Raw genomic sequence first — 24,632 nt, forward strand, 5'->3', positions numbered from 1 at the left:
ATGACTCATTATTCAGCGACTCCTCAAGCACACTATATACCGCAGACACCAATTATCCCATTCATGCTGGATGTTAATACTCATTTGTTCTTAGGACAGAGTATTCAAAATGCAGCTCAAATTGAAAATGGGAAACTAGCGGTTATGGATAAACGATCACCCAAATGTTTGGATAAGAATTATCGTATATTTTTAAATTCTCTACCTTGGCTGCATTATCACCGTTTGGTATTACATGGATTTCAACTAAATCCTTATTGGGCTGCAATCTTTGATACAGTAGGCTTTTCTCATTACGGTAATATGAATTACCTTGTAGAGAATGCAGAGCTTATTCATGATCAATTTAAACATAAGTTTCTGAAACGACGGATTGCACTGGAATATACAAAATTTATTGAACCAATTAATGAAAGTATTAAATTCCAAAAGGCATTGTTTAAACGTTGTCTAGACAAACATAAGCAGATCAATTGTATGATCTATGATTTACCTTGTATGTTTACTATTCCCTTACAATTTGATGCCGAAGTTAAATTACCAAAACTTGCTAGTAAATGGCTGGAAAGATTACATCAATCCGAAGAATTAGCTGGCAAGCTGTATGATGTGCAATGGCGTATTGTGAAATCACTGAATGGATTTTATTCAGTCCATGCCATCATTTATGTGATTGGTGATGAGTGTAAATATTCTGATTTTATCTTACGGGTATGGAGAGGGGCTTGTTTACACAAGGGACATGAGCTTGTGCAAGGATCACCTTATTTGGTTTGGGAAAAACACTGTTACTTTGCGGACAGTGATATGCGTAGCTACTGGAGTAAACAGCTTGAGTTTCTAAATGGCCCCCTCAAACTTTATCGGTATATGAGTCAGCATATTTCCTATTTATGGCAAAGCTATACAGGGAATATCCCTGCTAAGTAAACTTTTCAAATATAAGGCGCTCTGATTAGAACGCCTTTTTTATGCTTGTATAAATCGCTGTGATTAAATCTCTAAAAATTATAGGTATAGGTCAAACCACTGTTGGTGGTGATGGTCACTTCACGGACATATTCAGCGGAACAGCCCAAGTAGACTTTTGCCACTGAGCCATAGCGCATATTTTGGTAATCGTAAGTGCCTTTGCTTCTGCAATTACCACGGTTGATTAAAACCCCTGTGATGGTGGTTGGCGCATCGTTCAAGGACATGATGTTTAACAAATCGGTATAGCCTGTCATGGAGTATTGTGATTCTTCACGACGGACACGGACTTCAAATTGTTCTTGTACAGTGGGTTCAGTCCCTTCCTCAGCATTATATGACTCATCTTCCAGAAAGGATTTATCAACGGCTGGAAAATCATCTTCAGATTGAGGCGGAGTTTCAGTCGCATCAGCAGTGCTATGCTCACTTGTTTGAGTTGGGGTATCCTTTGGTTTTGGTGCATCGTTACCTGAATTACACGCAGTTAAAGTCAGTAGCAACACACTGGATAAAACAATCGATGGAATAAAATTCATTACACATGCCTATATTTAATCGAATATTGTGATCTACAGGGTTGGGTGAAAGCCCAACTCTGTGTATTTAATTGTTTGGTCAATCAATTTTTTACTTTTTATAAAAGTGGGAATTACTCATCGATCTTTTTAAATACCTTTTCGATCGGCGTGTAGTTTTCCAAGCTAAAATCAAAAGGAATTGGCTTTTTCAGTGTCACATCAAATTGCTTTAATCGAGCATTTTCTATGCCGTTGAAATGTTTGCGTTGAAAGGACATGGTGCTCGGTTCAAGGATGGCAATCGGTTCATTCGCAGAATCAGCTTGAGTGTTGTTGGCCTGATAAATGACTAAGCTCTCTAATTCCAATTTATGATTATTGAAGTTAAAAATGTAACCGACATACTTCTGTCCACTAGCCGTAATAATATTTTGTGCTAACTCTGGCGTGGATGGGGCTGTGAAATTCACAATAAGATCAGATGCGAAATTCATATTCTCAAAATGTAATTGTTTCGAATCAGCATCGTAATAAACAAAATTATCAATCGGACCATTTGGTCGATCATTCGGTGTATAGCTGCTTGGCATAAACAGACTTTGACCAGACGTAGCATTTAAACTGAGTTCTAAAAGCTTCAAGTCATAATTTAGATGGGCATTTTTAGTATCCAACTCATTTTGAAGTGTCTGAATACGTTGTTGATATTGTTCTGTACTCTCAAATTGATCTTTTTGTGGTGGAGTCACCTGCATTGTCGATCTTATATAATTGATTGCCGTATCATGCGCTGCACGCAAAGAATAGTCATCACCTAAAGCAAAAGTGAATGCAGGAAACTGTTGACCTGTATTTCCGATCACTAAAACTTGATTGTTTTTTAAAGCCAGCACATTTCTTAAATCATTGAGAATGGACTGGAAATACACGCAGTTTGCACAATAATCTGCAACATCGTCATTTTCAGCAAACATCTGCAATCCATAGATGGTTTTATACGGTGGATAAAAGGAAAAATACCCCTCATCTTTGATGAGTTCCTGAAAGTCTTCTCCAGTCTTTGTTAGCGGAGGTGTAATTTTATTGCGAGCGATAATCAAAGGAGAAGAAACAGCCTGTGCAGGGACAGCATCATTCAATGACATGTTTTCAATCTTTTGAGATAGTTCTTTATTCTCTACATCATCTTGTTGTGGTTTTGAGCAGCCGACCAACGCAAGGCTGGTGAGCAGCGCAATTGAAATGTATTTCATCCTATTATTTTCCCCATCCAATATTTTTTAAGTTTTTAAAAATGAATTATGAAATTGTCTGTAATTTCAAATACATTTTGCTTGGCTGTCATAGGCTCTAGCGATGCTGTTACTGAGCACAATAAGGACAACCAAAATAAGCTGTGCGATGAATTTCATGATTTTTATCCAGCACAAAACACCACTGACCAAAATGGATGCAGCAGTTAATTGATGCCTTGAGTCAATCAGGACACAGTGAAAGCGTGTGATAAATGAATTGGAATAAAATGCCTGAGAGGCAGAGAAAGTGCAGGGGAATAATAAAGCACAGTAAATTGCGTCATGGTTGACTCCTAGATGAATTAGAAGTTCTACCGAATCACTGTCAATTGATTATGGTGGCAGAACGAAAAGGGGTTGACAGACTGGACATCTAGAACCAGCACGCGCGAACGCGTCCCCCTCCCGTTCTACCGCAAAGGGGGACGAGAAGGTTTTTACACATACAAAGAATACTCAGATGAATAAACTCCGATGCGCTAGATGAGCGGTCTGTCAAAACCGACTGACAATGTAGGTCAGCCCTTGCATCATAATCGCTGCTAAAAAACAGGTCAATTGATCTGTTTAATCATCATTCAAAAATTGCCTAAAACTGATGAAAAAAAACGCATTCTAAAAAAATACAAATACATAGCATCTAATTGAGAACAGTGTTTCTCCATTTGAGATAGCACCAATACATGCTTCAGCTACATTGCAATCATTTTGCCTGCTTCCCCAGCAGGTTTTTTTATTCATTTACAGGAAATACCACAATGAGTTTGCCATGTCCTTATTGCCAGTCCCGAGAGACGGTACTGTTTGAATCAACCCAACATTTACCCAGTACCTCAACCAATAACCCCATTTCCAATAGTGTGATGTCACCGATGGCACTTGCCACATTAGGAGTGAGTGTTTCCAAAAGCCTGAATATTCCTCCAATTGCAGGTGCAATCGTTGGGGTACTGATTGGCGGTATCTGGATGTTGATCACTGAAGATGAACAGCAACAACCGCTTCACCCAACTTATCGCAAACAGTATTACTGCAACAACTGTGACCGCAGCTTTAGCCCGAATTTACGCAATTAAGTATTTAGCAAAATTTAAATCGAACCCTTTTACCCATTCAAAATCGATACAGGAATTATTCTTATGGCACATTTAGTTGAAACTATGGCATTCACTGGACAAACCCCTTGGCATGGGTTAGGCAATGAACTCACACCAAACCAACCCATCGAGGTTTGGGCACAACAAGCAGGCATGGACTGGCGGATAGAATCCTCGGATGTCAATTACATGGCACAGAATGAACGTGGACAAAGCATCATCATGCCTTTTGAAGAACAACGAGTGCTTTACCGTTCAGATACGCATGCACCTTTATCCGTGGTCAGCCAACGCTTTCAAGAAGTCCAACCGATGGAAATCCTACACTTCTACAAAGACCTGACGGAGCAATCAGGCTTTGAACTGGAAACCGCAGGGGTACTGAAAGGTGGCAAGAAATTCTGGGCATTAGCCAAGACTGGACAGACTTCAGCACTCAAGGGTAAGGATGTGAGTAATGGCTATATTCTACTAGCGACGGCTTGTGATGGCACTCTAGCAACCACTGCACAGTTCACCAGTATCCGGGTGGTATGTAACAATACTTTGGCAATTGCTCTCAAAGGACAAAATACCAGTGCAGGTGTGGTTAAAGTCCCACACAGCACTCGTTTCGATGCTGAGAAAGTTAAACAACAGTTGGGTATTTCAGTCCGTGCATGGGATGAACACATGTATGAAATGAAACAACTGAGCCAGCGTAAGGTAACTCAGCAGGAAGCAGCAGCCTTCTTTGATGCGGTGTTTAACAATACCAACCTAACTATGGCTGAACAAGATGAAAGCATCATTCAGTTCTATCGAAATGCTGCTATGCCAAACCAAGGCATCAACACCCCAACCAAAGCGGACAATAAAACCGAGCCAAATGGACGTGCCATGTCGAAAGTCATGACCATGTTTAACGGACATGGACGTGGTGCAGAACTGAGTTCAGCCAAGGATACCGCTTATGGATTATTGTGCAGCATCACCGAGTTCTGTGACCATGAACGTCGAGCGATGAGTACCGATCATCGACTCGATTCAGCATGGTTTGGTGCAGGGGCTGCCATTAAACAGCGTGGTCTGGAACAGGCATTGAGAATGATTGCCTAAATTCAGTTTCAATTAAGCCAGCTCCATTAGCCTAAGCATACAGTAACACCGTACAAGCACAGCAACACCTTTAGCCGCACCCTCATGCGGCTTTTTTATGCCCAAAATTCAGCTTTTACGATTTTATCGATACAGGAATAATTGCAATGAATAGTCATACTCAAATTCAAAACACGCTAAATAACCCACCACTACAACCCTATTTACCGAATCTAAATCAATCCATTCAGCAGATTGAGGTGGGAACCCGAACCAAACGAGATCGACCGAATACGCAACCACGAAAGACCAAAGCCCTTACAGCAAAAAGACTTGCCAACACCAAACAGATGAACTATCAACAATGGTTAGAAGTCAGAAAACAGGGTATTGGCAGCAGTGATGCAGCAACGGCCTGTGGACTGAATCCCTATATGTCGATGCTGGAACTGTGGATGATCAAGACAGGGCGGATGCAACAAAACATCGAGGATGAAAGTGCAGGTTACGCACCCTTGTACTGGGGAAAAAAGCTAGAACCTTTGGTGGCTGAATACTACAGCATGCACACCAATCATAAAGTCCGTCGAGTTAATGCAGTATTGCAACACCCTGATGAAGACAAACAGTTTATGTTGGCGAACTTGGATTATGCTGTAGTCGGTAATGAAGAAGTGCAAATTTTGGAATGTAAAACCGTGGGGGAATATGGCGCAAAACTATGGCGAGATGGCGTGCCTTTATATGTGCTGTGTCAGGTACAGCATCAATTGGCAGTGACAGGTAAACAGGCAGCACATATTTGTGCCTTGATCTGTGGGCATGAAACCAAAATCTATAAAGTGACTCGTAATGAAACTGTGATTCAGCACATCATTAATGCGGAACGTCATTTCTGGCAATGTGTCGAAACAGGTATTCCACCCAGTGTAGATGCTTCGGATTCAGCAGCTAAAGCCTTGCAACAACTTTATCCTGAACAGATTCCATTAACAGTAGAAGACCTGACCCAAAATGAACAAGCTAATTATTTGTTTAATCAGTTACTAGAGGAGCGACATAAAGTTGAACAACACCAGCAGTATTTTGATGAACTGAAACATCAACTACAAATGATGATGAAAGAAGCAGAGCGAGCGGTATTTACAGGTGGTTCAGTCACATGGAAGAAATCACAAGACTCAATCAGCCTAGACAGTAAATCATTGCTTAAACAGCATCCTGAATACCTACAGCAATTTCCCCAAACCAAAGCAGGAACACGACGCTTTCAGATTTATCCGAATGGTGGATAGGGCTGATACCCAAGTAACCCATTTCAATTTAACTAACACCCCAACCAACTGATCCCATACCCCAAACAAGTATGGGATTTTTTATGCCCAAAATTTATTTATCCAAATTTAAACGCCATTTCAACATCTATATAGAGTACATCATCATGATTAAAGGTTTAGCTATTACCCCACCTGTGTTGGGGCGTATCAGTATCGGCAAAATTGTCGAAAAGAATGGAAAACGTCTGCCTGAAAAAGATGATCAATTTACCATTACCAGCCAAATCCAAAATAAAGATGGGTGGGTCAAACATCCACTGGATGAGCAACTACGTGCCAAAGCGCCCAATCAGAACCAAAAGCTGAGAAGCATTCCAGTCCGCATGATCTTCAATGATCCCGATCTCAACTTAAGAGCAGAGTACAGCCTATTTGACCGCCAAACTGGACGTTTAATCTGTTCAGGCAATGGCGAAAGCTGTCAGCGACTCGGTCAAAATGGCATTGAACAACATCCTTGTCCATCCCCTGATTTATGTCCATTGGCACAGGGTGGATTATGCAAGCCCTATGGCAGACTCTACGTCAACTTAGATGAATCAGATGAGTTTGGTACTTTCATCTTTAGAACCACAGGCTTTAACAGCATCCGCACTTTGGCAGCTCGACTTCGTTACTATCACGCAGCATCGGGTGACTTACTTTCTTGTTTGCCATTGCAATTGACCTTGCGAGGTAAAAGCACCACACAAAGTTACCGTACCCCGATCTACTACGTGGATCTGACTTTACGTGATGGCACAAACCTGAAAGATGCGATTAGTTCAGCCAAACAGATGGATGAACAAAGTAAGACAGCAGGGTTCTATCAGGAGGCTTTGGATCATGTGGCACGGCAGGGTTATGGTAATGCCTGCTTTGAGGTGGGAGGTGAAGAGGGTTTGGATATAGTGGAGGAGTTTTACAGCGTTGAATCTCAAACAGAGCATCAGCAAACGCATGATCTCACTCATGTTCAAGATATTCAGAAAGGCTTACAGCAGTCGGTTCAAGCTCTGAATTAAATACTGTTGGGGGCTAAGAAGCCCCCAACAGTAATATTGCTACTATTTTTTATTAAAAAATTTGAACTACTTATTGAATCAATAAACATTACTTAAGTATCGTTTATTTGGAGGGCGGTAGTACGTTAGGCTTTTGTAACATTAATCCATTTATAACTTTTTGTTGTCTACTATCTTCATTACGTAGTTGTTTATCTTTAGAATGATGGTCTTTATTCTCTTCGACTTTGGTGTCGCCATGATTATGATCAGTGATATTACGTAATTCGGTATCATCTAAGGAGCGAATCGTTTTTGAAGTGCTAGGTTCAGCCCATGATGTCGTATTCAAAAAAATGAAAAATAATAAATTGTACTTCATCCATGAAGTCATAGCGTGATCCTTTTTTACTCAATACCGACTACAGTGGTGATATAACCAGTGGCTAAAAGAATTGATAGACCTAATGACATCTCAAATAAAATGGCATAGCCCAATTGTTTCGCAAATTTCGGGTCTTGTAAGCGAGGTGTGAAATACCATTTGTTAAAGGCTGCTAACAATAAAATACTTAGGACAAATAATATTTTAATAATAAATCCATGCCCATAAGGTGTATTGATTAGAGTATTAAAATCTTTAAAGAGTAATAAAGCAATACTAAGACCACAAGCGATGAGTATTCCTACAATAAAGGCTGCTATTTGCCCAAATAGATGCATACGTTCTTTAAGTGGTAAGCCATTAATTTTTTTGCTTGTTTTCCATAATGGATAAAGCGACCCCATCCATAAGGACATTACAAGTACATGTATTGATAACAAAGCTTGAGCGAATAAGGGTAAATTCGTGACGTGTCCGAGTTGTGAAAAACTTAAAACGATTGGTGTGAGCAGTATGGTAAAGATTGCTCCTTCAGTTTTGGAAATATCAATCGTCCCTTTACTAAGTTTGACTATCATAAATATGAGTAAAAGTGCAAAACTGATTGATCGAATGATAGAGACATGTCCAGTAGGAGTATTGACTAGTATATTTATATAGTTGCTATCCCACATACCTGAAAGGCCAGTGTTGGCAAAACTTCCTATAAGAATGAAGAAGCCGAGAACACTTGAAAAAAGGCCTAAACCTGTACCAATAGTCATGTATTTTAGAATAGTCTCCTTGATTTCAACATAACGTCCAAGTAAGAAATAGCAGAAAGCACCGCCAATAACAAATGCAATCCCTAAATATAAAATGACTTTAACCAACCATGTTGCATATATCCAAGTCTCAGGAATCATATTTTTCTCCCTTTATTATAGCAACATGCCAGCAAGCTGCTGGCATGTTGACTATTTTCACTCATTGTTATTTTGCCGATTTAATAGTGAAATTATATTCACCATTCATGTTATGGCCATCGGTACCCATTGTGGTCCAAACCACCGTATATTTTCCTTTTTTTAGTTTTGGAACCGCTACGTCAAATGATTTTTTCATATCATGAGTTATTTGGTAGTTCAAAGGGATATCCTTACGTTGGGCATCAAGTAACTTAACGTTCATTAGCATGACTTCTTCACCAAAATTGAGTGTTATGTTTTTTGGTTGACTTGCTACAGAAGCATTGATCGCAGGAATTGCACTTTCAAGTTTCACGTGTGCAAATGCACTTGAAGCAGTAACAATCAGTGTTGCACCTACGAGAGTGTTACGTAGAGCTGACATTTTATTTTTGAAAATTTTCATTTCTTCATCCTCTTTAAACTAATCTTGGGCTCAGTAATGACCGAATGAAATGCATCAATTGGTTGCTTGGTCATCACCTTTCTCATGCTTATTATTAAAGGATGAGAGAAACATCCCGATGACTTCAAAATTACATTTTTGTCATTTTAAAAATTAAAAAACCACAAGTGGTACACTGGCTTTAAAGAAAACAATGATCACTAAACAAACTAATAAGAGGGAGTCTATTTCCATCTTAATGAAATTATTAATTTAAAAAATTAAATATGAAGGAGGCTTTTATGGACCATCATCATGAAAACAAAGTACTCAATAACAGACTTACTGACCCTGTCTGTGGTATGACAGTTACAGAAGCATCCAAGTTTTATGAAGAAGTTAAAAATAGAACTTTTTACTTTTGTAGTGAGAAATGCCACATAAAGTTTAAAAGTGATCCTCATTTTTATATTACTAAAGTTGAGAATGTAGTTACGTTAAAAGAACCACAAAAGAGGGATGGTGAGGATTCAAATGAAGTTAATCAGCCTGCTCATGTTAATACCTTCACGATATACACTTGTCCAATGCATCCTGAAATTAGACAGAACCATGCGGGAAATTGTCCGATCTGTGGTATGTCGTTAGAGCCTTTACTTCCTGACTTAGATGACGCTGATGAAAACCCAGAACTCAAGAATTTTAAGCATAGATTTTGGTGGACCTTACCGCTAACCATTATTGTAGTTTTCTTAGCAATGTTTGGTCATCAATTGAACTGGTTCGAAATGCAGGTGCAAAGCTGGATTGAACTGGTACTGACTTTACCAATTGTTTTGTGGGCAGGAATGCCATTTTTTGTGAGATGTTGGCAGTCAATCTGGAATCGGAGTCCAAATATGTGGACCTTGATTGGAATAGGTACAGGAGCTGCTTTTATATACAGCCTTGTTGGAACAATAGTACCTCAAGTATTTCCAGACTCATTTGTATCTATGGGGCGTGTTGCTGTGTATTTTGAGGCGACCGCAGCGATTATTTCTCTCACATTGTTAGGTCAAGTGCTAGAGTTAAAAGCACGTTCCCAAACTTCAGCGGCAATTAAATCCCTACTTGGGCTAGCACCTAAAACAGCAAGAAAAATCAGTGTTGATGGTATAGAAGAAGATATTCCACTATCTCATGTACACGTAGGCGATTTATTACGGATACGCCCCGGTGAAAAAGTTCCTGTTGATGGAGTCATTACAGAAGGTTCAAGCTCTGTAGATGAATCGATGTTAACTGGTGAACCTGTGCCAGTTACAAAACGTGTGGGTGATCAAGTCATTGGTGCAACAATGAACATGAATGGTTCATTGGTGATGCGATCAGAAAAAGTTGGATCATCAACCGTACTTTCTCAAATCGTGCAAATGGTTGCTCAGGCTCAACGTTCAAAAGCACCTATGCAGCGGATGGCGGATCATGTTGCAGGACGATTTGTTATGGGGGTTATAGGTATTGCTGTTCTAACTTTTTTGGGGTGGGGGCTATTCGGACCTGAACCTAGTTGGGTTTATGGATTAATCAATGCAGTAGCTGTTTTAATCATCGCATGCCCATGTGCTTTGGGATTAGCTACGCCAATGTCAATTATGGTAGCAACAGGGCGAGGTGCATCAAATGGAGTACTTTTTCGAGACGCTGCCGCAATAGAGAATCTACGTAAAATTGATACATTGATTATTGATAAAACAGGAACTTTGACAGAAGGACAACCATCATTCAATAAAGTAGTAGCCACTTCAGGATATGAAAAGAATGAAGTCCTCCGTTTAGCTGCGAGTTTAGATCAGGGCAGTGAGCATCCTTTAGCAAATGCAATTGTACGTGCCGCCCGTGAGCGAAATCTTACTTTAAGTAAACCTACTTCATTTGAATCAGGTTCAGGTATTGGTGTTAATGGAGAGATAAACGGACAAAAATTAGCGCTAGGCAATACGGCACTGATGAAGCAATTAGGGATATCTGTTAACACTCTTATTCCACAAGCAGAGGTATTAAGAGCTGAAGGTGCCAGTGTTATGTATTTGGCAGCCGATGGAAAACTGCTAGGTCTTCTGGCAGTTTCAGATCCAATCAAAGCAAGCACTCCAGAGGCCCTTTTATCGTTGGAAGACTCAGGTTTAAGAATCATCATGGCAACAGGTGATGGGCTAACTACAGCAAAATCAGTTGGGGCTAAGTTAGGAATTAGTGAGGTTTATGGTGAGGTTAAACCTGCTGATAAATTAGATTTGGTCACAAAATTGCAAAAAGAAGGGAGAATTGTTGCTATGGCTGGTGATGGAATTAATGATGCACCAGCCTTGGCTCAAGCTGATATTGGAATCGCAATGGGCACGGGTACTGATGTAGCAATGAATAGTGCCCAAGTTACATTAGTAAAAGGTGACTTACGTGGTATTGAAATTGCTCGTTCTTTATCAGAGGCAACTGTTAAAAATATGAAACAAAACTTGATGTTTGCTTTCCTCTATAATGGATTAGGTATCCCTTTGGCTGCTGGTGTACTGTATCCATTTACTGGCTGGTTACTCTCGCCTATGATTGCTGCATTAGCAATGAGCCTAAGCTCAGCATCGGTAATTGGTAATGCCTTACGATTACGTCATCAAAAATAATCACGACTTACCACTCATTAGCGTAAGTTAATGAGTGGTAAGCATCATTAGAATGAGTGCTTAATAACCGAGATATCACTAATTTTTAAAGATAATTTTAAAAGAAATATGTCCCTCGTTATAAGTCGCTTGAATGGAAGCTCCATGCACATCAAGAATAGATTTGGTAATTGCTAAACCAAGGCCAGTACCTTCTTCAACTCTCTGTCTAGATACATCTGTTCGATAAAAACGATCGAATAACCGATTAAGTTGTTCTGATGATAGTGGGGAGCTTTCATTTTCAATGATGAATGTTGTTGTATCAAAGTTTTGTTGGCATGTGATTTTGATGACCGAATCTGATTTGCCATATTTAATTGCATTCGATAACAAATTACTTAAAGCGCGGCGTAGCATTAAAGGATCACCTTTTATACTACCTGAACCACTCTGTTCGAGTGACATTCCCTTTTCAGCAGCGATAGCATCATAAAAATCAAATAATGCTGAAACTTCTTTAACTAAATTAACCTGTTGTAGGTTAGGTAAATGTAGACCATGTTCTGCTTTTGCCAAAAATAGCATATCAGAGACCATGCGAGCTAAATGCTCAAACTCTTCTAAATTTGAAAATAGAACTTCCTGATAAGTATTAATATTTCGACTACGAGATAAACATACTTGAGTTTGAGTCATCAAATTGTTAATAGGTGTTCTTATTTCATGAGCAAGATCAGATGAAAAATCTGAAAGTTTTTCTACTGCGGCTTCTAGCCGATCTAACATATCATTAAAAGCGACAGCCAGTGATTTAAGTTCGGTTGGAGTATTTTCGACTTCTAAACGTTCAGAAAGATGTTGGGCTGAGATACCCTCTGCTACTTTTGCCATTTGTTGTACTGGACGTAGCCCTCGCCATGCTGCGAACCACCCTAAGAACATTAAACAAATTGTACCCACAAATCCAATGTATAAAAGTTGACGTCTAAAGTCATTTAAGAAATGTAGATGCTCAGAGGTATCGATTCCAACAATAATCTGAGCTGATATAAACGAGTCATTATGATCAAAAGTCTTTTTATAAATTAAGCCACGATAAGTCTTATTTTTAATTTTCCATTCAAGCCATGGATCTTGTTTTGATTTGTTGAGTGCTTGGGGATGAATTACTGATGGTGCTGAGCTAAAAATAACTTGACCTGTTGGACGTTCAATCTGAACAATCAGATCGTGATGTCCAATTAAGGCATCTTTTAAATATAAATTTAGTTCTTGAGAGTTAGATGGGTTCTGTTCAAGTAGATTCTCTATAAGTTGAATTTTGCCTTCTAATTGAGTTCGGTCTTGAGCTTCAAAATGATGCATTACGAGCTTGTGAATAACCAACCCCATAATCATTAAGATGATAACAGTAGAAAGAGAAAAGATGATTGCTATACGAAAGCTGATTGCATTAAACAATTTACGAGTCATCTTCTACCTCTAAAACATACCCCATTCCACGTATGTTCTGTATCAGCTTTGGGCTAAAATTACTGTCAATTTTACTGCGCAAACGTTTGATAGCGACTTCTACAACGTTGGTATCACTATCAAAATTCATGTCCCATATTTGAGAGGCAATGAGCGTACGAGGTAATATCTCACCACGTCTACGCATAAATAATTCCATCAGCGCGAATTCTTTAGCTGTTAAGTCAATACGTTGCCCAGCGCGAGTGACGCGGCGTTTACGAAGATCAAGTTCAAGATCAGCAATTGTAATAAGGTTACTATCTTCTTTTTGTTGTCCCCGTCGGAGTAAGCTTTTAATTCGTGCTAATAACTCAGCAAAAGCAAAAGGCTTGACTAGATAATCATCAGCACCTAAATCCAAGCCTTTCACACGATCTTCAATTTGATCACGTGCTGAAAGAAAAAGAATAGGCATAGTTTTGCCACTTTTTCGGATATCATAAATGATATCCCAACCATCTAGCTTTGGAAGCATCACATCTAAAATGATGAGGTCATATTCTTCGGAAAGCGCTTGATGTTTACCAGATAATCCATCCGTTACCCAATCCGTTATATACCCAGCTTCAGATAGACCTTGTTTAAGGTAGTCACCGGTTTTTTGTTCATCTTCAACTAGTAAGATTCTCATTGATAAAAATCCCATATCACTCATTAAGAACATAATAACGTTATAAATACGTGATTCGTTGTAGATTACAAAAATGTCATTTTCATGTCACATAGATGTTTAGTGAAGGCCTTTAAGGTATTTACATAAAGTTAATTTTTGGAGCAAAACATGAAAACTCTATTCAGCCGTAGCTTAACCACTCTTATGTGTGTTGGTACTTTAATTGTAGGAACTCAGTCTTGGGCAGCAGATGTGAAACAAGGAACTACAGTTGTGTCTGAAATTAAAGCCGATTCAAAGACGCAAGAGAAATGTCAAAAACCTTGTAATATGAAGAATGATGATAAAACCCAACAGGATCATAGTCAGCATGAGCATGGTAACATGACGGATATGTCTCAGATGGATCATTCTAAGATGATGAATATGGGGCAATCTAAAATGAGTAATATGGATAATTCCAGTATGATGAACATGGACCACTCAAAGATGAACATGTCAAATACATCAAATAAATAACAAATACGATAAATGAAAGATCGGGGGAAATTAAAGCGAATAATAGGTTTGCTTGATTCTCCCATCCTTATATTAGATAGGTGAAATAAATGTCTACAAAATTAACGCATGTCCTTTTAATAGGAGTCGGTTTATTTTCATCAACTTGGGTTGTGGCAGCAGTTAAAGAATATGATTTAACAATCGCTGAGCAAACGGTGAATATCACAGGTAAGCCTTTAAAACGAATTACGGTTAATGGGAAATTTGTTGCACCTCTTCTTGAGTTTGAGGAAGGTGATGATGCTATTATTCGTGTCCATAACAAGCTAAAAAAACAAGATTCTTCTATTCATTGGCACGGGTTAATTCTACCGGGCATCATGGATGGCGTACCCGGATTTAATCAGTTTGACGGTATTGCCCCTAATAAGACCTACGAATATAAGTTTAAGGTACGCCAAAATGGTACCTATTGGTATCATTCGCATAGTAAAGGTCAAGAACAAGAGGGCTTGTATGGTCCGTTAGTCATTTACCCCAAAAATAGGACACCTTTAACTGTAGCTGAGAAAACAGATAAGGATTATGTCGTATTACTTTCAGATTTTCATGATTCAACTAGTGATAAAATCATGAATAATCTAAAGAAAGAAGCTGACTATTATCAGAACCGTCGTGAAACTGTTTTTGATGTTTTTAAACAAATTAAAAAAGATGGTTTAAAAGCAACATGGCAAGACCGTTCGATGTGGAACCAGATGCGAATGCTCAAGACAGATATGTCTGATGTGACAAAATATACTTTTTTGATGAATGGTAAGACTCCAGAACAAAATTGGACTGGTAATTTTAAGACGGGTGAAAAAGTACGTCTTCGGTTTATTAATGCCTCAGCAATGTCATTCTTTGACGTCAGAATCCCTAACTTGAAAATGACGGTAGTCAGTGCAGATGGGCAACCAGTGAAACCTGTTCCGGTTGATGAATTCAGAATAGGGACGGCTGAAACGTATGATGTTATTGTAGAACCCAAACAATCAAATTATCAAATTGAAGCAGAATCAATTGATAGGAGTGGTTTTTCAGTTGGTTCCTTACATGATGAGAATACTCCTCCAATAAATCAAATCAAAATGCCGAAGTCACGTCCTCGTTCTTTATTAACTATGGAAGATATGGGGATGGGGCATGATATGTCTTCTATGGCGGGCATGAATCACGACATGTCTTCAATGAAAGGCATGGATCATGATATGTCGCCTATGACAGACAGCTCAAAAGATCAGTCAATGTCTGGAATGAACCATGACATGTCTTCAATGAAAGGTATGGATCACGATATGTCATCTATGACAGACAGCTCAAAAGATCAGTCAATGTCTGGAATGAACCATGACATGTCTTCAATGAAAGGCATGGATCACGATATGTCGTCTATGACAGACAGCTCAAAAGATCAGTCAATGTCTGGAATGAACCATGACATGTCTTCAATGAAAGGCATGGATCACGATATGTCGTCTATGACAGACAGCTCAAAAGATCAATCTATGTCAGGTATGAACCATGGCATGCAAATGACTACATCTAATGCACCTACACAAGAAAAGAATGGTGATGTTGTATATGGCTGGGCAAATGCTTCAACACCTGTTGGTCAAAAAGCACTTCAATATAGTGACTTACAATCTTTAAAGCCTCAACCAGATACTCGTGCCCCTGAACGTGAAATGGAAATCCGTCTTGGTGGGAACATGGAGCGCTATATTTGGACAATTAATGGTAAGAAGTTTAATGAAACAGAACCATTCAAAGTGAAATACGGGGAACGTATACGCTTGAAATTTGTGAATGACAGTATGATGGCTCACCCAATGCACTTGCACGGTATGTTTATGCAGCTTGAAAATGGTCAAGATCCAAGTAATATGCCAAATAAACACACGATCATTGTGCCACCGGGGAAAACAGTTACAACTTTACTTACTGCTGATGAATTGGGTGAATGGGCTATCCACTGCCATTTGTTATATCACATGGCAGCTGGAATGATGAACAAACTCATTGTGGCAAATGTAGATAGCAATGATGATGATACGAAAAGTATCGTTGCCCAACCTCAAACTAGCCATGAGGGAGTGAATCAACATGCACATCACTAAACAGTTATATTCAAAAACAATTTTATCTGTTGCTTTAATTGGCTTAGCGGGTATGGCATTTGCGAATGATAATTCGACTGAAAATCTAAATAAGAGTACGTCAAGTATGAGTGTGCTTTTACGCGAATCAGGCGGATTAGGCTATGTTGAACGTAATACTGATCAAAAGTCTTCAAACAGCAAAGGGTCTGAAACTTTAGCTTTTAGCCAAAATCATATGAACGAGCATGGTGGGCAAATTTATCAGACAACTAAATTTTCCAATGAGTGGATAGTTGATAAAGATGGAAAGGGCAGCTTAGGTTCGAGTTTCGAGGCATTGATTGGAACAGATGAAAATCGAATGTTTGTTGAAGCTAATATGAATAAAGCGGAGAGTAATGATCCCAAATATGATGTATCAGCTCTTTACAGTAGAAATGTTGCACCATTTTGGGATGTACAAGCTGGGGTAAGGTATAGTGAGGACAAAAATAACCGTAATAGTAATCGCATTGATGGCGTTATTGGATTATTAGGCCTTGCACCTTATTTCTTTGAGACAAAAGCCTACCTTTATGGTGGTGAAAATAATTTTTGGGGAGCCAGTTTTGAGTTTGATCGAGATCTATTACTCACTCAAAAGCTAATTACTCAGCCATATATTGCAGCAGATATTGTGTTTAATGATAATTCTGATTTTGCTACAAAGTCAGGTTTGTCTGAGTTAAAGACAGGTCTAAAAACTCGTTACGAGATTAATAAGCGTATAAGACCATTTGTTGATGTCGCTTATCAATATGAAAAAGGACAGAAATTAACAACTTTTCAAGAAGCTACAAATTCTGAAAAGGGGTGGTTATACGGGGCAGGTATTGAATTAGTTTTCTAAATATTTTATTAAGAATGAATAATGGTGATATTCCATTATTCATTCTTAATTATTTTAAACTTACGGATAACCCTTCAAGTACTTTACAAGAGTTAATTTCCAAAAAACCAGAGCATTTGCTTCTTAAATCAGAAAGTTGTTGCTTAAGCTGAATCTGTTTTTGGATATTCTGCTCTAATTGATGAATATGTTTATCAACTAAGATGTTAATAGAACTACAGTTTCCACAAGGTTTGTCTTTGTATGCTAATAAAATTTTTATTTCGTCCAAGCTCATATTCAAAGTTCGGCAATTAAGAATAAATAGAAGTCGCTCTAAGTGGTCTTTGTTATAAAGTCGATAATTAGCTTCCGAACGATTAGGGGCTAGTAATAAAGCTTCTTTTTCATAAAACCGTATTGTAACAACAGGGCAACCGGATAGCTGAGATAATTCACCAATTTTTAAGTTCATTTCAAGTCACCTGATCTATTGACTCTATAGTAGCTATAGGGATTTTAATATGCAATACGTGAAGATATGACTATAGGCACATCAATGAGTGGTTGCGGTTGTAATCAAGAAAGTTCTTGTGAAGACACTAAGCAAAAACAAAATGAATCAAAAACAGATTCTTGTAAAATTAAAGATTTAGCTACAGAAGAAAGTGAAAGTTCTTGTTGCGATAATGAGGTACAGCAAGAACCTAACCCTGATGAAAAAGATTCATGCGGTAGTAAGCAGTCGAATTCATGCTGTGGTTCGGATTCGATAACTTCACCTGAAAAGATTAGGGGGAGTGAAGATACAGCGACTTTCATCAGTGACTATAGCATCCCGAAAATGGATTGTTCCGCAGAGGAACAAATGGTTCGGATGACTTTATCTTCATTGGTAGATGTTAAGAGCTTGGTTTTTGATTTGCCGAACCGAAACCTAAAAGTTCTGCATAATGGTGAAAGTAATGAAATCACTGCAAAACTTGAAGCTCTTGGATTTGGGGCAAAATTAAATAAAACTGAAGCTTATGAAAATAAAGAACAAGCACAAGAAGCTAGTACTTTTCTGATTCCGAAGATGGATTGTTCGGCAGAAGAGCAAATGGTAAGAATGGCACTTTCTCCCTTGCATGAAGTTAAAGGTTTATCTTTTGATTTGGCGCAAAGACAGTTAGTTGTTTTCCATACCAATGGGATTAATGAAATTACCACAAAACTTGAAGCCCTAGGTTTTGGTGCAAAGCTCGTGGAAACAGTAAAAGCCACTGGGGAATTGCCTGAAACACCAGATCCGACTAAGCAGGCGAAAGTCCTTAAATTATTACTAGCGATTAATGGTGTTCTTTTTTTTATTGAGTTCATAAGTGGAATTATTGCCGCATCGACGGGGCTCATTGCGGACTCTCTTGATATGTTTGCTGATGCGGCCGTTTACGGTATAGCACTTTACGCGGTAGGGAAAGCGGCTAAATACCAATTAAAAGCAGCTCATTTTGCAGGATGGATTCAACTTTTATTAGCTTTGATCGTTATTATTGATGTTGTCAGACGTTTCATGTTCGGTAGTGAACCAGAGTCAGATTTGATGATCATTATTGGCTTCTTAGCACTTATTGCCAATGTGACGTGCTTGTATCTCATTTCTGGGCATAGAGATGGCGGAGCCCATATGAAAGCGAGTTGGATCTTTTCAGCTAATGACGTAATAGTAAATATGGGGGTTATTTTAGCAGGTGTACTTGTTGCATGGACTGGTTCAGCTTACCCAGATTTGATTATTGGTATTCTTGTTTCACTGTTTGTACTGAATGGCGCTCGAAAAATTTTGGCGTTGAAGTAGGGTGCTGACAATGAATTTATTTCAAGTAAAGCAAGACCAGACTGTAAAAATCATTGATCTTAAAAAGGGTGAACAGTATCAAGATAAAAATGATCCTGTTCTGGAGCGTTTAGAACTGCTGGGCTTTAGAGTAGGTGAATCCTTACAAGTGCTTGCGAAAGGGCTTTTTGGTGGTGATCCTGTGTTGGTTCAAATCGAAACCTCACGTTTCGCCTTAAGAAAAAATGAAGCAGAACGAATTTTTGTAGAGATTACCAATGGACACTAAAAATATTGCACTTGTTGGTAATCCTAATTGCGGTAAAACATCACTTTTTAACACCCTCACAGGGACTCGTCAAAAAGTTGCAAATTATGCTGGGGTAACGGTAGAACGGAAAGAGGGATTTTTTAAACTGCCATCTGGTGATACCGTTCGAGTATTGGATTTGCCTGGGACTTATAGTTTAAAACCGAGCAGTTTAGATGAGGAGGTAACTAGAGCAGTATGCTTTGGTGAATTAAAAGGCGAAGTTATACCTGATATTTTTGTATGTGTTGTCGATGCTACGAATCTTCATCTTCATTTAAGTCTTGTACTTGAAGTCAGGGCTTTAAACAGACCAATGTTACTTGTTCTTAACATGATGGATGAGGTTAGAAAGCGTGGGATTTCAATTGATACAACGAAGCTATCTCAGCTTTTAGGTATTCCTGTTGTTGAGTCAGTAGCTGTAAAAACAAAAGGCATTCAGGGGCTATTGACCCAATTGGATCAAAAGAATTTGTTTGTTGCCCCTTATCATTCTGATCTGAGTCACTTTGACCAAATCAAATATATTACAAAACAAGTCATCTTGAAAAATGATAATGGTGATAAACGAACGGCTTTCTTGGACAAAATATTCTTACATCCAGTTTTTGGATTATTAATATTGACCTTTACCATGTTTGTAATGTTTCAGGCTGTCTTTATTTGGGCTCAACCGTTAATTTCCTTTGTTGAGGATTCGATTTCATGGTTTGGTGGGGCGATAGGACCTCTGATTACTCATCCACTTTTAAGAAGTTTGGTCGTTGATGGTGTAATTGCAGGTGCTGGTAGTGTACTCGCGTACATGCCTCAAATTCTGATCTTATTTTTCTTTATTTTAATTTTAGAAGAATCGGGATACTTACCTAGAGCTGCTTTTTTGTTAGATAAGCTGATGTCTAAAGCTGGTTTAAGTGGGCGTTCATTTATTCCACTACTTTCGAGCTTTGCTTGTGCAATTCCCGGAGTCATGGCGACTAGAAGTATTAGCTCTGAAAGAGATCGTTTAGCAACGATTATGATTGCACCTTTAATGACGTGTTCTGCACGACTACCTGTATATGCTTTGCTGATCGCTGCATTCATTCCAAACAAGTTGGTTTATGGTTGGCTCAGTTTACAAGGTCTAGTTCTGTTCGGGCTTTACATGTCAGGAATCGTATCCGCTTTATTGGTTTCTTTATTCCTGAAATTAGTCAGAAAAGATAAAACTGAAAGTATTTTCATTTTTGAATTACCTACATACCGTATTCCAGATGTTCGAAATGTAGCTTTGGGGCTTTATGATAGAGCAACTATATTCTTAAAAAGAGTTGGTGGAATTATTGTCGCACTTTCTATTTTATTATGGTTCTTGGTAACGTTCCCTTTACCACCTGATAATCCAACAATGCCACCAATCAATTATAGTATTGCTGGACAGTTAGGGCATCTAATCCATCCAATATTTGCTCCGATTGGATTTACTTGGGAAATTTGTATTGCTTTGATTCCTGCAATGGCAGCTCGTGAAGTGATTATTGCTGCGTTAGGGGTGATCTATGCAATGTCTGGTGATGAAGATGCAGTTACCCAGACTTTATTATCTCAAATATCTGGTCCGGATGGATGGGGGCTAGCGACAGGTATGTCATTGTTAGTTTGGTTTATCTTTGCCCCGCATTGTTTAGCAACACTAGCGACCATTCGAAGAGAAACAGGGAGTTGGAAACAACCAGTCGTAATGGCTGTATATCTCTTTTCATTGGCTTATTTATTTTCCTTTATAACTTATCAAGTTATAAGTCGGTTTTAATTTAGAAGGCGGTTGTTGATATAAACCAACAACCGCTGTTTAATGAATTAGTTTAATTAATTATAGGATTGTTATTTACAGGATAATCTGTAAAACTAAAAAGGTTAAATTTTGGTCTTGATGTTATGCACTTGTTAAGGACATGCTTATCGCTGTTTTTATCTTTTGCTATCCTAATTGTAGGATCGGCAGCAGCTGCTGCATCTGTACATAGCCCATGTTTAATGTCATCTCAAGATACACAATCCATGCAAATGATGAATTCTGAAGATCATGAAAAAGCAAGTGCTATGCACATGGATTGTATGAAAGCTGAGGTAAAGATTAAGAAGCAATTACATGATCCATCATGTATGTCTAAGCAAGATTGTATTATGTCATTTTCTAAAATTGCATATACATCTACAGCGCTGGATGTTTTGCAGTCGATGATTTTTTTACCTGCGGAACAGTCTACTTTTTCTCCATTAAATCAAAATTTCATCTCATCTGATCTTTCCAATTTATGGAAACCCCCACGCTTTAACTAATTTGATGATTCTTCATCATTCATAGAGTTTTCTATGGGTGTTCTGCACGTGCGCGTGTACATCATTTTAGAGCTAAAAATATGAACTTTAATAAAGGAAAGCTGTCCCTAAAATGGGGTGGATGCTCGATTGCGACGATCTGTTTTTTCTTGAGTTATGGACATGCTTATGCCCAGCCACTGACTTTGGATACAGCATTGAAGCTTGCTGAGCGATATGCGCCTGCTCTAAGAGCTAATAGTGCTCAGATTGAAGGTGCTGAGAATATAGTTTCAGCTTCAGGTATTTTGCCCAATCCTAAACTATTTGTGGGTCTCGATAATTACCCTGTATCAGGTGATGCTGCATGGTCTGTCACACAAGAGGGGATGACGATGCAAAAGATTGGCATCATGCAAGATTTTCCAAATCGTGCCAAAAGATTAGCTGAAGTTGAATTAGCAAAAGCTGAATTGGGTTCAGCAAATGCTCAAACAGAAATTCTGCGAATTGAGTTACGTCAAAAAGTAGCATCGGCATGGCTTAAACGTTTTTATCTTGAGCGTAAACTGGCGTTATATGATGACCTTCTTTCAGAAAATGGATTGCTATCCCAGATTACACAAACACAGGTTGCGTCTGGTCGAACCATGGTTGCTAATACAATTTCCCCTAGGCTGGACAAAACTATTTTGCTTGATCAAAAAGATGATTTGCTTCGAGATATAAATAAGGCAAAACTAGAATTACACCGATTAATCAGTGAGGATTCTAGTGGTACAACTGAAATAGAAAGTTTGCCTACTCAAGAACCTATAATTAATTTTGATACATCACGTTTATATCATCATCTGCATCAACACCCTGAACTAAAAGCATTCCAAGCAGAAAAGCAAACTGTTGAAGCAAAGCTTAAGCAAGCCCAAGCCCTTCAAAAACCAGATTGGGGTATTGAGCTTGCCTATCAGCATCGTGCTCCTGAATTTGGAGATATGATTGGTGTACAACTGACAACAGAACTACCAATATTTTCAAAAAAACGTAGTGGTCCGCTCATTCAGGCAGCATTAGCTGAACAAAATCGGATTACAGCAGATCAGGAGATAAAATACCGCGACCATCTCACCATGTTAGATGAGGGGCTATCGGATTTAAAAGCTCTTGAAAGACAAATCCAACGTACCGTTCAAAGTACACTTCCTTTGGCTAAAGAAAAAGTAACTTTACAGTTAGCAAGTTATCAGGCTGGTAAAGCCAATTTGTCAGATGTCATTGAGACACGACAAGCATTACTAAATCAGCGATTACGTCTCATCGATTTACAACAACAGCAAGCAATTATCAAAGCCCAGCTCTATTTTTCTTTTGTAGAACCCACCTTAAACCATGCTGAGGAGTCAAGATAATGTTAAAAAATAAATTGGCATTTGTAATTGCTGGCTTGATTGTGGGCAGCTTGGGAGTCGGTAGTGGGATTGGATATTGGTATGCGCATCAAAATGATGAAAAGCAAACTGTAAGTGATCAGGCAACTGCTAAAGTGTTGTACTGGTACGATCCAATGAAACCAGAACAGCATTTTGATAAGCCAGGGAAATCCCCTTTTATGGATATGCAGTTAGTCCCTAAGTATGCGGATGAAAGTACTTCTGGAATAACTGAAAGTGCAGGAGTAAAGATTGATCCAGCTCTTCAACAAAATCTAGCCATTCGTTATGCCACAGTCGAACAGGCTGTAATGGGCAATACCTTGTTAACCAATGGCATATTACAAGCGAATGAACGACAGGTAGCAATTCTGCAAACACGAGCAAGTGGTTTTGTTCAGCGTGTTTATGGCCATGCAGTCGGGGATATAGTGACTCAAGGGAGTCCGATTGCTGATATTTCAATCCCTGAGTGGACTGGGGAACAGACTGAGTTTTTGGCAGTACTTAAAATAGGAGACCGTTCTCTTATTCAAGCAAGTCGACAACGCCTACAGCTTCTGGGAATCCCACCAAATGTGATCCATCAAGTCGAACGGACACATCAAGTACAGTCTAATATGACTTTGAGTGCTCCTTTGAGTGGATTCATTGACTCACTAGAAGTTCGTAGTGGAATGGCTTTAGCTATGGGGCAAACACTTGCCACCATTAAAGGCGTGAATCCAATTTGGTTAGAAGCAGCAGTGCCTGAAACGCAAATTGCTGGGATAAAGCGAGGAGATAAAATCGAAGCAACTTTTGCTGCGTACCCTCAAAAAGTGTCTGGCAAAGTCATTGATATTTTACCGACATTAGATACTACAAGCAGAACCATAAAAGTTCGTATTGAGTTACCCAATAGAGAGGGGCAACTCAAGCCCGGAATGTTTGCTTCTGTCAAATTTTCCAACAATCCTCAAAGCAGTTTAGTTGTGCCAGAGCAAGCTGTTATACGTACAGGTACTCGTAATATTATTATTGTCGCACATGAAAAAGGGCGTTTCGAACCTGTTGTTGTACAGTTAGGACAGAGTGACGGAAATAAAATAGCAATTCTACAGGGTTTGAACGCTGGTCAGAAAATCGTGATTTCGGGACAATTCCTAATTGATTCTGAGGCCAATTTACAGGGTGTACTGGATAAGCTGAACACTGGACAATCGATTACATCATCTCAAGTGACTAAGGCATCAATATACCAAGGCATTGGTAAAGTGGAAAAAGTTACAGCTCAAGACATTACCATTTCACATCATGCAATTGCTGAATTGGGGTGGGGGGCTATGACCATGAGCTTTAAACAACCAGTACAACCATTTACCCAAATTCAGCAAGGCGAGCAGGTCAGTTTTCGTTTTACACGTGTTGGGGATGCTTATGTTATTTCTGACATTTCCAAGATGTCTATGACATCTATGCAGAACTAAACGGGAGAACCA

The 24,632-nt window shown here is 38.9% G+C and carries 23 protein-coding genes; 15 read left to right on the top strand and 8 right to left on the bottom strand.

Annotated elements, in window-relative coordinates:
* Positions 1-930, top strand: coding sequence for a hypothetical protein (locus PYV58_RS06220; RefSeq protein WP_004699700.1), 930 nt, complete (start codon positions 1-3; stop codon positions 928-930).
* 71 nt (positions 931-1,001) lie between these two features.
* On the opposite strand, the gene PYV58_RS06225 is transcribed toward PYV58_RS06220, so the two are convergent.
* Both PYV58_RS06225 and PYV58_RS06230 read right to left on the bottom strand, forming a co-directional pair.
* Complete coding sequence (locus PYV58_RS06225) at positions 1,002-1,511, bottom strand: hypothetical protein (RefSeq protein ID WP_004699703.1); 510 nt, start codon at positions 1,509-1,511, stop codon at positions 1,002-1,004.
* Positions 1,512-1,624: 113 nt separating this feature from the next.
* Positions 1,625-2,746, bottom strand: coding sequence for a hypothetical protein (locus tag PYV58_RS06230; protein ID WP_004801554.1), 1,122 nt, complete (start codon positions 2,744-2,746; stop codon positions 1,625-1,627).
* Between the two features lie 800 nt (positions 2,747-3,546).
* Between PYV58_RS06230 and PYV58_RS06235 the strand changes: the two genes are divergently transcribed.
* From PYV58_RS06235 to PYV58_RS06250, 4 genes are all read left to right on the top strand, one after another.
* Positions 3,547-3,864, top strand: coding sequence for a hypothetical protein (locus PYV58_RS06235; protein ID WP_275059723.1), 318 nt, complete (start codon positions 3,547-3,549; stop codon positions 3,862-3,864).
* 63 nt (positions 3,865-3,927) lie between these two features.
* Positions 3,928-4,983 (top strand): DUF932 domain-containing protein, encoded by a 1,056-nt coding sequence (locus PYV58_RS06240; RefSeq protein ID WP_004801549.1) that lies wholly within the window; start codon positions 3,928-3,930, stop codon positions 4,981-4,983.
* Positions 4,984-5,129: 146 nt separating this feature from the next.
* Positions 5,130-6,257 (top strand): lambda-exonuclease family protein, encoded by a 1,128-nt coding sequence (locus PYV58_RS06245; protein WP_004801545.1) that lies wholly within the window; start codon positions 5,130-5,132, stop codon positions 6,255-6,257.
* Between the two features lie 146 nt (positions 6,258-6,403).
* A complete protein-coding gene (locus tag PYV58_RS06250; RefSeq protein WP_004801544.1) occupies positions 6,404-7,303 on the top strand; it encodes a hypothetical protein in 900 nt (299 codons plus the stop codon).
* Between the two features lie 103 nt (positions 7,304-7,406).
* Here PYV58_RS06250 and PYV58_RS06255 read toward each other — a convergent pair whose 3' ends face one another.
* The 3 genes from PYV58_RS06255 to PYV58_RS06265 all read right to left on the bottom strand — a co-directional run bounded on the left by PYV58_RS06255 (position 7,407) and on the right by PYV58_RS06265 (position 9,020).
* The gene (locus tag PYV58_RS06255) at positions 7,407-7,676 is read right to left on the bottom strand and encodes a hypothetical protein (RefSeq protein WP_004722342.1); all 270 of its coding nucleotides are present in this window, start codon (positions 7,674-7,676) and stop codon (positions 7,407-7,409) included.
* A gap of 14 nt (positions 7,677-7,690) precedes the next feature.
* On the bottom strand, positions 7,691-8,572 hold the full coding sequence (locus PYV58_RS06260) for a CopD family protein (protein ID WP_004801541.1): 882 nt from the start codon (positions 8,570-8,572) through the stop codon (positions 7,691-7,693).
* Positions 8,573-8,639: 67 nt separating this feature from the next.
* Positions 8,640-9,020, bottom strand: coding sequence for a copper resistance protein CopC (locus tag PYV58_RS06265; protein WP_004722340.1), 381 nt, complete (start codon positions 9,018-9,020; stop codon positions 8,640-8,642).
* A 281-nt stretch (positions 9,021-9,301) separates the two neighbouring features.
* Between PYV58_RS06265 and PYV58_RS06270 the strand changes: the two genes are divergently transcribed.
* A complete protein-coding gene (locus PYV58_RS06270) occupies positions 9,302-11,665 on the top strand; it encodes a heavy metal translocating P-type ATPase (RefSeq protein ID WP_004801539.1) in 2,364 nt (787 codons plus the stop codon).
* Positions 11,666-11,743: 78 nt separating this feature from the next.
* Here PYV58_RS06270 and PYV58_RS06275 read toward each other — a convergent pair whose 3' ends face one another.
* Positions 11,744-13,120 carry a heavy metal sensor histidine kinase gene (locus tag PYV58_RS06275; RefSeq protein WP_004801537.1) on the bottom strand — a complete coding sequence of 459 codons (1,377 nt, stop codon included), beginning with the start codon at positions 13,118-13,120 and terminating at the stop codon, positions 11,744-11,746.
* On the bottom strand, positions 13,110-13,793 hold the full coding sequence (locus PYV58_RS06280) for a heavy metal response regulator transcription factor (RefSeq protein WP_004722337.1): 684 nt from the start codon (positions 13,791-13,793) through the stop codon (positions 13,110-13,112). The genes PYV58_RS06275 and PYV58_RS06280 overlap by 11 nt, the downstream gene beginning before the upstream one ends.
* A gap of 150 nt (positions 13,794-13,943) precedes the next feature.
* Here PYV58_RS06280 and PYV58_RS06285 point away from each other — a divergent pair, with 150 nt between their 5' ends.
* The 3 genes from PYV58_RS06285 (at position 13,944) to PYV58_RS06295 (ending at position 17,309) form a co-directional block, all read left to right on the top strand.
* Complete coding sequence (locus PYV58_RS06285) at positions 13,944-14,294, top strand: hypothetical protein (RefSeq protein ID WP_004801531.1); 351 nt, start codon at positions 13,944-13,946, stop codon at positions 14,292-14,294.
* Positions 14,295-14,383: 89 nt separating this feature from the next.
* Complete coding sequence (locus PYV58_RS06290) at positions 14,384-16,438, top strand: multicopper oxidase domain-containing protein (RefSeq protein WP_110925063.1); 2,055 nt, start codon at positions 14,384-14,386, stop codon at positions 16,436-16,438.
* Positions 16,425-17,309, top strand: a complete 885-nt coding sequence (locus PYV58_RS06295) for a copper resistance protein B (RefSeq protein ID WP_004801527.1) — start codon at positions 16,425-16,427, stop codon at positions 17,307-17,309. The genes PYV58_RS06290 and PYV58_RS06295 overlap by 14 nt, the downstream gene beginning before the upstream one ends.
* Before the next feature lie 49 nt (positions 17,310-17,358).
* On the opposite strand, the gene cadR is transcribed toward PYV58_RS06295, so the two are convergent.
* Complete coding sequence (gene cadR, locus PYV58_RS06300) at positions 17,359-17,763, bottom strand: Cd(II)/Pb(II)-responsive transcriptional regulator (protein WP_004699715.1); 405 nt, start codon at positions 17,761-17,763, stop codon at positions 17,359-17,361.
* A gap of 84 nt (positions 17,764-17,847) precedes the next feature.
* Here cadR and PYV58_RS06305 point away from each other — a divergent pair, with 84 nt between their 5' ends.
* The 6 genes from PYV58_RS06305 to PYV58_RS06330 all read left to right on the top strand — a co-directional run bounded on the left by PYV58_RS06305 (position 17,848) and on the right by PYV58_RS06330 (position 24,620).
* Entirely contained in the window at positions 17,848-19,128 is a 1,281-nt protein-coding gene (locus tag PYV58_RS06305; protein ID WP_004699717.1) for a cation diffusion facilitator family transporter, read from the top strand.
* Positions 19,129-19,138: 10 nt separating this feature from the next.
* Complete coding sequence (locus tag PYV58_RS06310) at positions 19,139-19,396, top strand: FeoA family protein (RefSeq protein WP_004699719.1); 258 nt, start codon at positions 19,139-19,141, stop codon at positions 19,394-19,396.
* A complete protein-coding gene (locus tag PYV58_RS06315) occupies positions 19,386-21,215 on the top strand; it encodes a ferrous iron transporter B (protein ID WP_004699721.1) in 1,830 nt (609 codons plus the stop codon). Before PYV58_RS06310 ends, PYV58_RS06315 begins: the two co-directional genes overlap by 11 nt.
* Positions 21,216-21,340: 125 nt before the next feature.
* The gene (locus PYV58_RS06320) at positions 21,341-21,745 is read left to right on the top strand and encodes a hypothetical protein (RefSeq protein ID WP_004699723.1); all 405 of its coding nucleotides are present in this window, start codon (positions 21,341-21,343) and stop codon (positions 21,743-21,745) included.
* 80 nt (positions 21,746-21,825) lie between these two features.
* On the top strand, positions 21,826-23,130 hold the full coding sequence (locus PYV58_RS06325) for a TolC family protein (RefSeq protein ID WP_004699724.1): 1,305 nt from the start codon (positions 21,826-21,828) through the stop codon (positions 23,128-23,130).
* Entirely contained in the window at positions 23,130-24,620 is a 1,491-nt protein-coding gene (locus PYV58_RS06330; protein WP_004699726.1) for an efflux RND transporter periplasmic adaptor subunit, read from the top strand. Before PYV58_RS06325 ends, PYV58_RS06330 begins: the two co-directional genes overlap by 1 nt.
* Positions 24,621-24,632: the final 12 nt, after the last annotated feature.

The organism is Acinetobacter sp. TAC-1, assembly GCF_029025845.1.
In the GTDB taxonomy this organism is placed as follows: Bacteria; Pseudomonadota; Gammaproteobacteria; order Pseudomonadales; family Moraxellaceae; genus Acinetobacter; species Acinetobacter guillouiae.

Excerpts from the sequence above, each read along its gene's own strand:
- PYV58_RS06265 (WP_004722340.1), bottom strand. The coding sequence starts at position 9,020 with ATGAAAATTTTCAAAAATAAAATGTCAGCTCTACGTAACACTCTCGTA.
- PYV58_RS06290 (WP_110925063.1), top strand. The coding sequence starts at position 14,384 with ATGTCTACAAAATTAACGCATGTCCTTTTAATAGGAGTCGGTTTATTT.
- PYV58_RS06310 (WP_004699719.1), top strand. The coding sequence starts at position 19,139 with ATGAATTTATTTCAAGTAAAGCAAGACCAGACTGTAAAAATCATTGAT.
- PYV58_RS06315 (WP_004699721.1), top strand. The coding sequence starts at position 19,386 with ATGGACACTAAAAATATTGCACTTGTTGGTAATCCTAATTGCGGTAAA.
- PYV58_RS06325 (WP_004699724.1), top strand. The coding sequence starts at position 21,826 with ATGAACTTTAATAAAGGAAAGCTGTCCCTAAAATGGGGTGGATGCTCG.
- PYV58_RS06270 (WP_004801539.1), top strand. The coding sequence starts at position 9,302 with ATGGACCATCATCATGAAAACAAAGTACTCAATAACAGACTTACTGAC.
- PYV58_RS06260 (WP_004801541.1), bottom strand. The coding sequence starts at position 8,572 with ATGATTCCTGAGACTTGGATATATGCAACATGGTTGGTTAAAGTCATT.
- PYV58_RS06295 (WP_004801527.1), top strand. The coding sequence starts at position 16,425 with ATGCACATCACTAAACAGTTATATTCAAAAACAATTTTATCTGTTGCT.
- PYV58_RS06305 (WP_004699717.1), top strand. The coding sequence starts at position 17,848 with ATGAGTGGTTGCGGTTGTAATCAAGAAAGTTCTTGTGAAGACACTAAG.
- PYV58_RS06220 (WP_004699700.1), top strand. The coding sequence starts at position 1 with ATGACTCATTATTCAGCGACTCCTCAAGCACACTATATACCGCAGACA.
- PYV58_RS06285 (WP_004801531.1), top strand. The coding sequence starts at position 13,944 with ATGAAAACTCTATTCAGCCGTAGCTTAACCACTCTTATGTGTGTTGGT.
- PYV58_RS06275 (WP_004801537.1), bottom strand. The coding sequence starts at position 13,120 with ATGACTCGTAAATTGTTTAATGCAATCAGCTTTCGTATAGCAATCATC.
- PYV58_RS06235 (WP_275059723.1), top strand. The coding sequence starts at position 3,547 with ATGAGTTTGCCATGTCCTTATTGCCAGTCCCGAGAGACGGTACTGTTT.
- PYV58_RS06230 (WP_004801554.1), bottom strand. The coding sequence starts at position 2,746 with ATGAAATACATTTCAATTGCGCTGCTCACCAGCCTTGCGTTGGTCGGC.
- PYV58_RS06245 (WP_004801545.1), top strand. The coding sequence starts at position 5,130 with ATGAATAGTCATACTCAAATTCAAAACACGCTAAATAACCCACCACTA.
- cadR (WP_004699715.1), bottom strand. The coding sequence starts at position 17,763 with ATGAACTTAAAAATTGGTGAATTATCTCAGCTATCCGGTTGCCCTGTT.
- PYV58_RS06330 (WP_004699726.1), top strand. The coding sequence starts at position 23,130 with ATGTTAAAAAATAAATTGGCATTTGTAATTGCTGGCTTGATTGTGGGC.
- PYV58_RS06240 (WP_004801549.1), top strand. The coding sequence starts at position 3,928 with ATGGCACATTTAGTTGAAACTATGGCATTCACTGGACAAACCCCTTGG.
- PYV58_RS06250 (WP_004801544.1), top strand. The coding sequence starts at position 6,404 with ATGATTAAAGGTTTAGCTATTACCCCACCTGTGTTGGGGCGTATCAGT.
- PYV58_RS06320 (WP_004699723.1), top strand. The coding sequence starts at position 21,341 with ATGCACTTGTTAAGGACATGCTTATCGCTGTTTTTATCTTTTGCTATC.
- PYV58_RS06280 (WP_004722337.1), bottom strand. The coding sequence starts at position 13,793 with ATGAGAATCTTACTAGTTGAAGATGAACAAAAAACCGGTGACTACCTT.
- PYV58_RS06225 (WP_004699703.1), bottom strand. The coding sequence starts at position 1,511 with ATGAATTTTATTCCATCGATTGTTTTATCCAGTGTGTTGCTACTGACT.
- PYV58_RS06255 (WP_004722342.1), bottom strand. The coding sequence starts at position 7,676 with ATGACTTCATGGATGAAGTACAATTTATTATTTTTCATTTTTTTGAAT.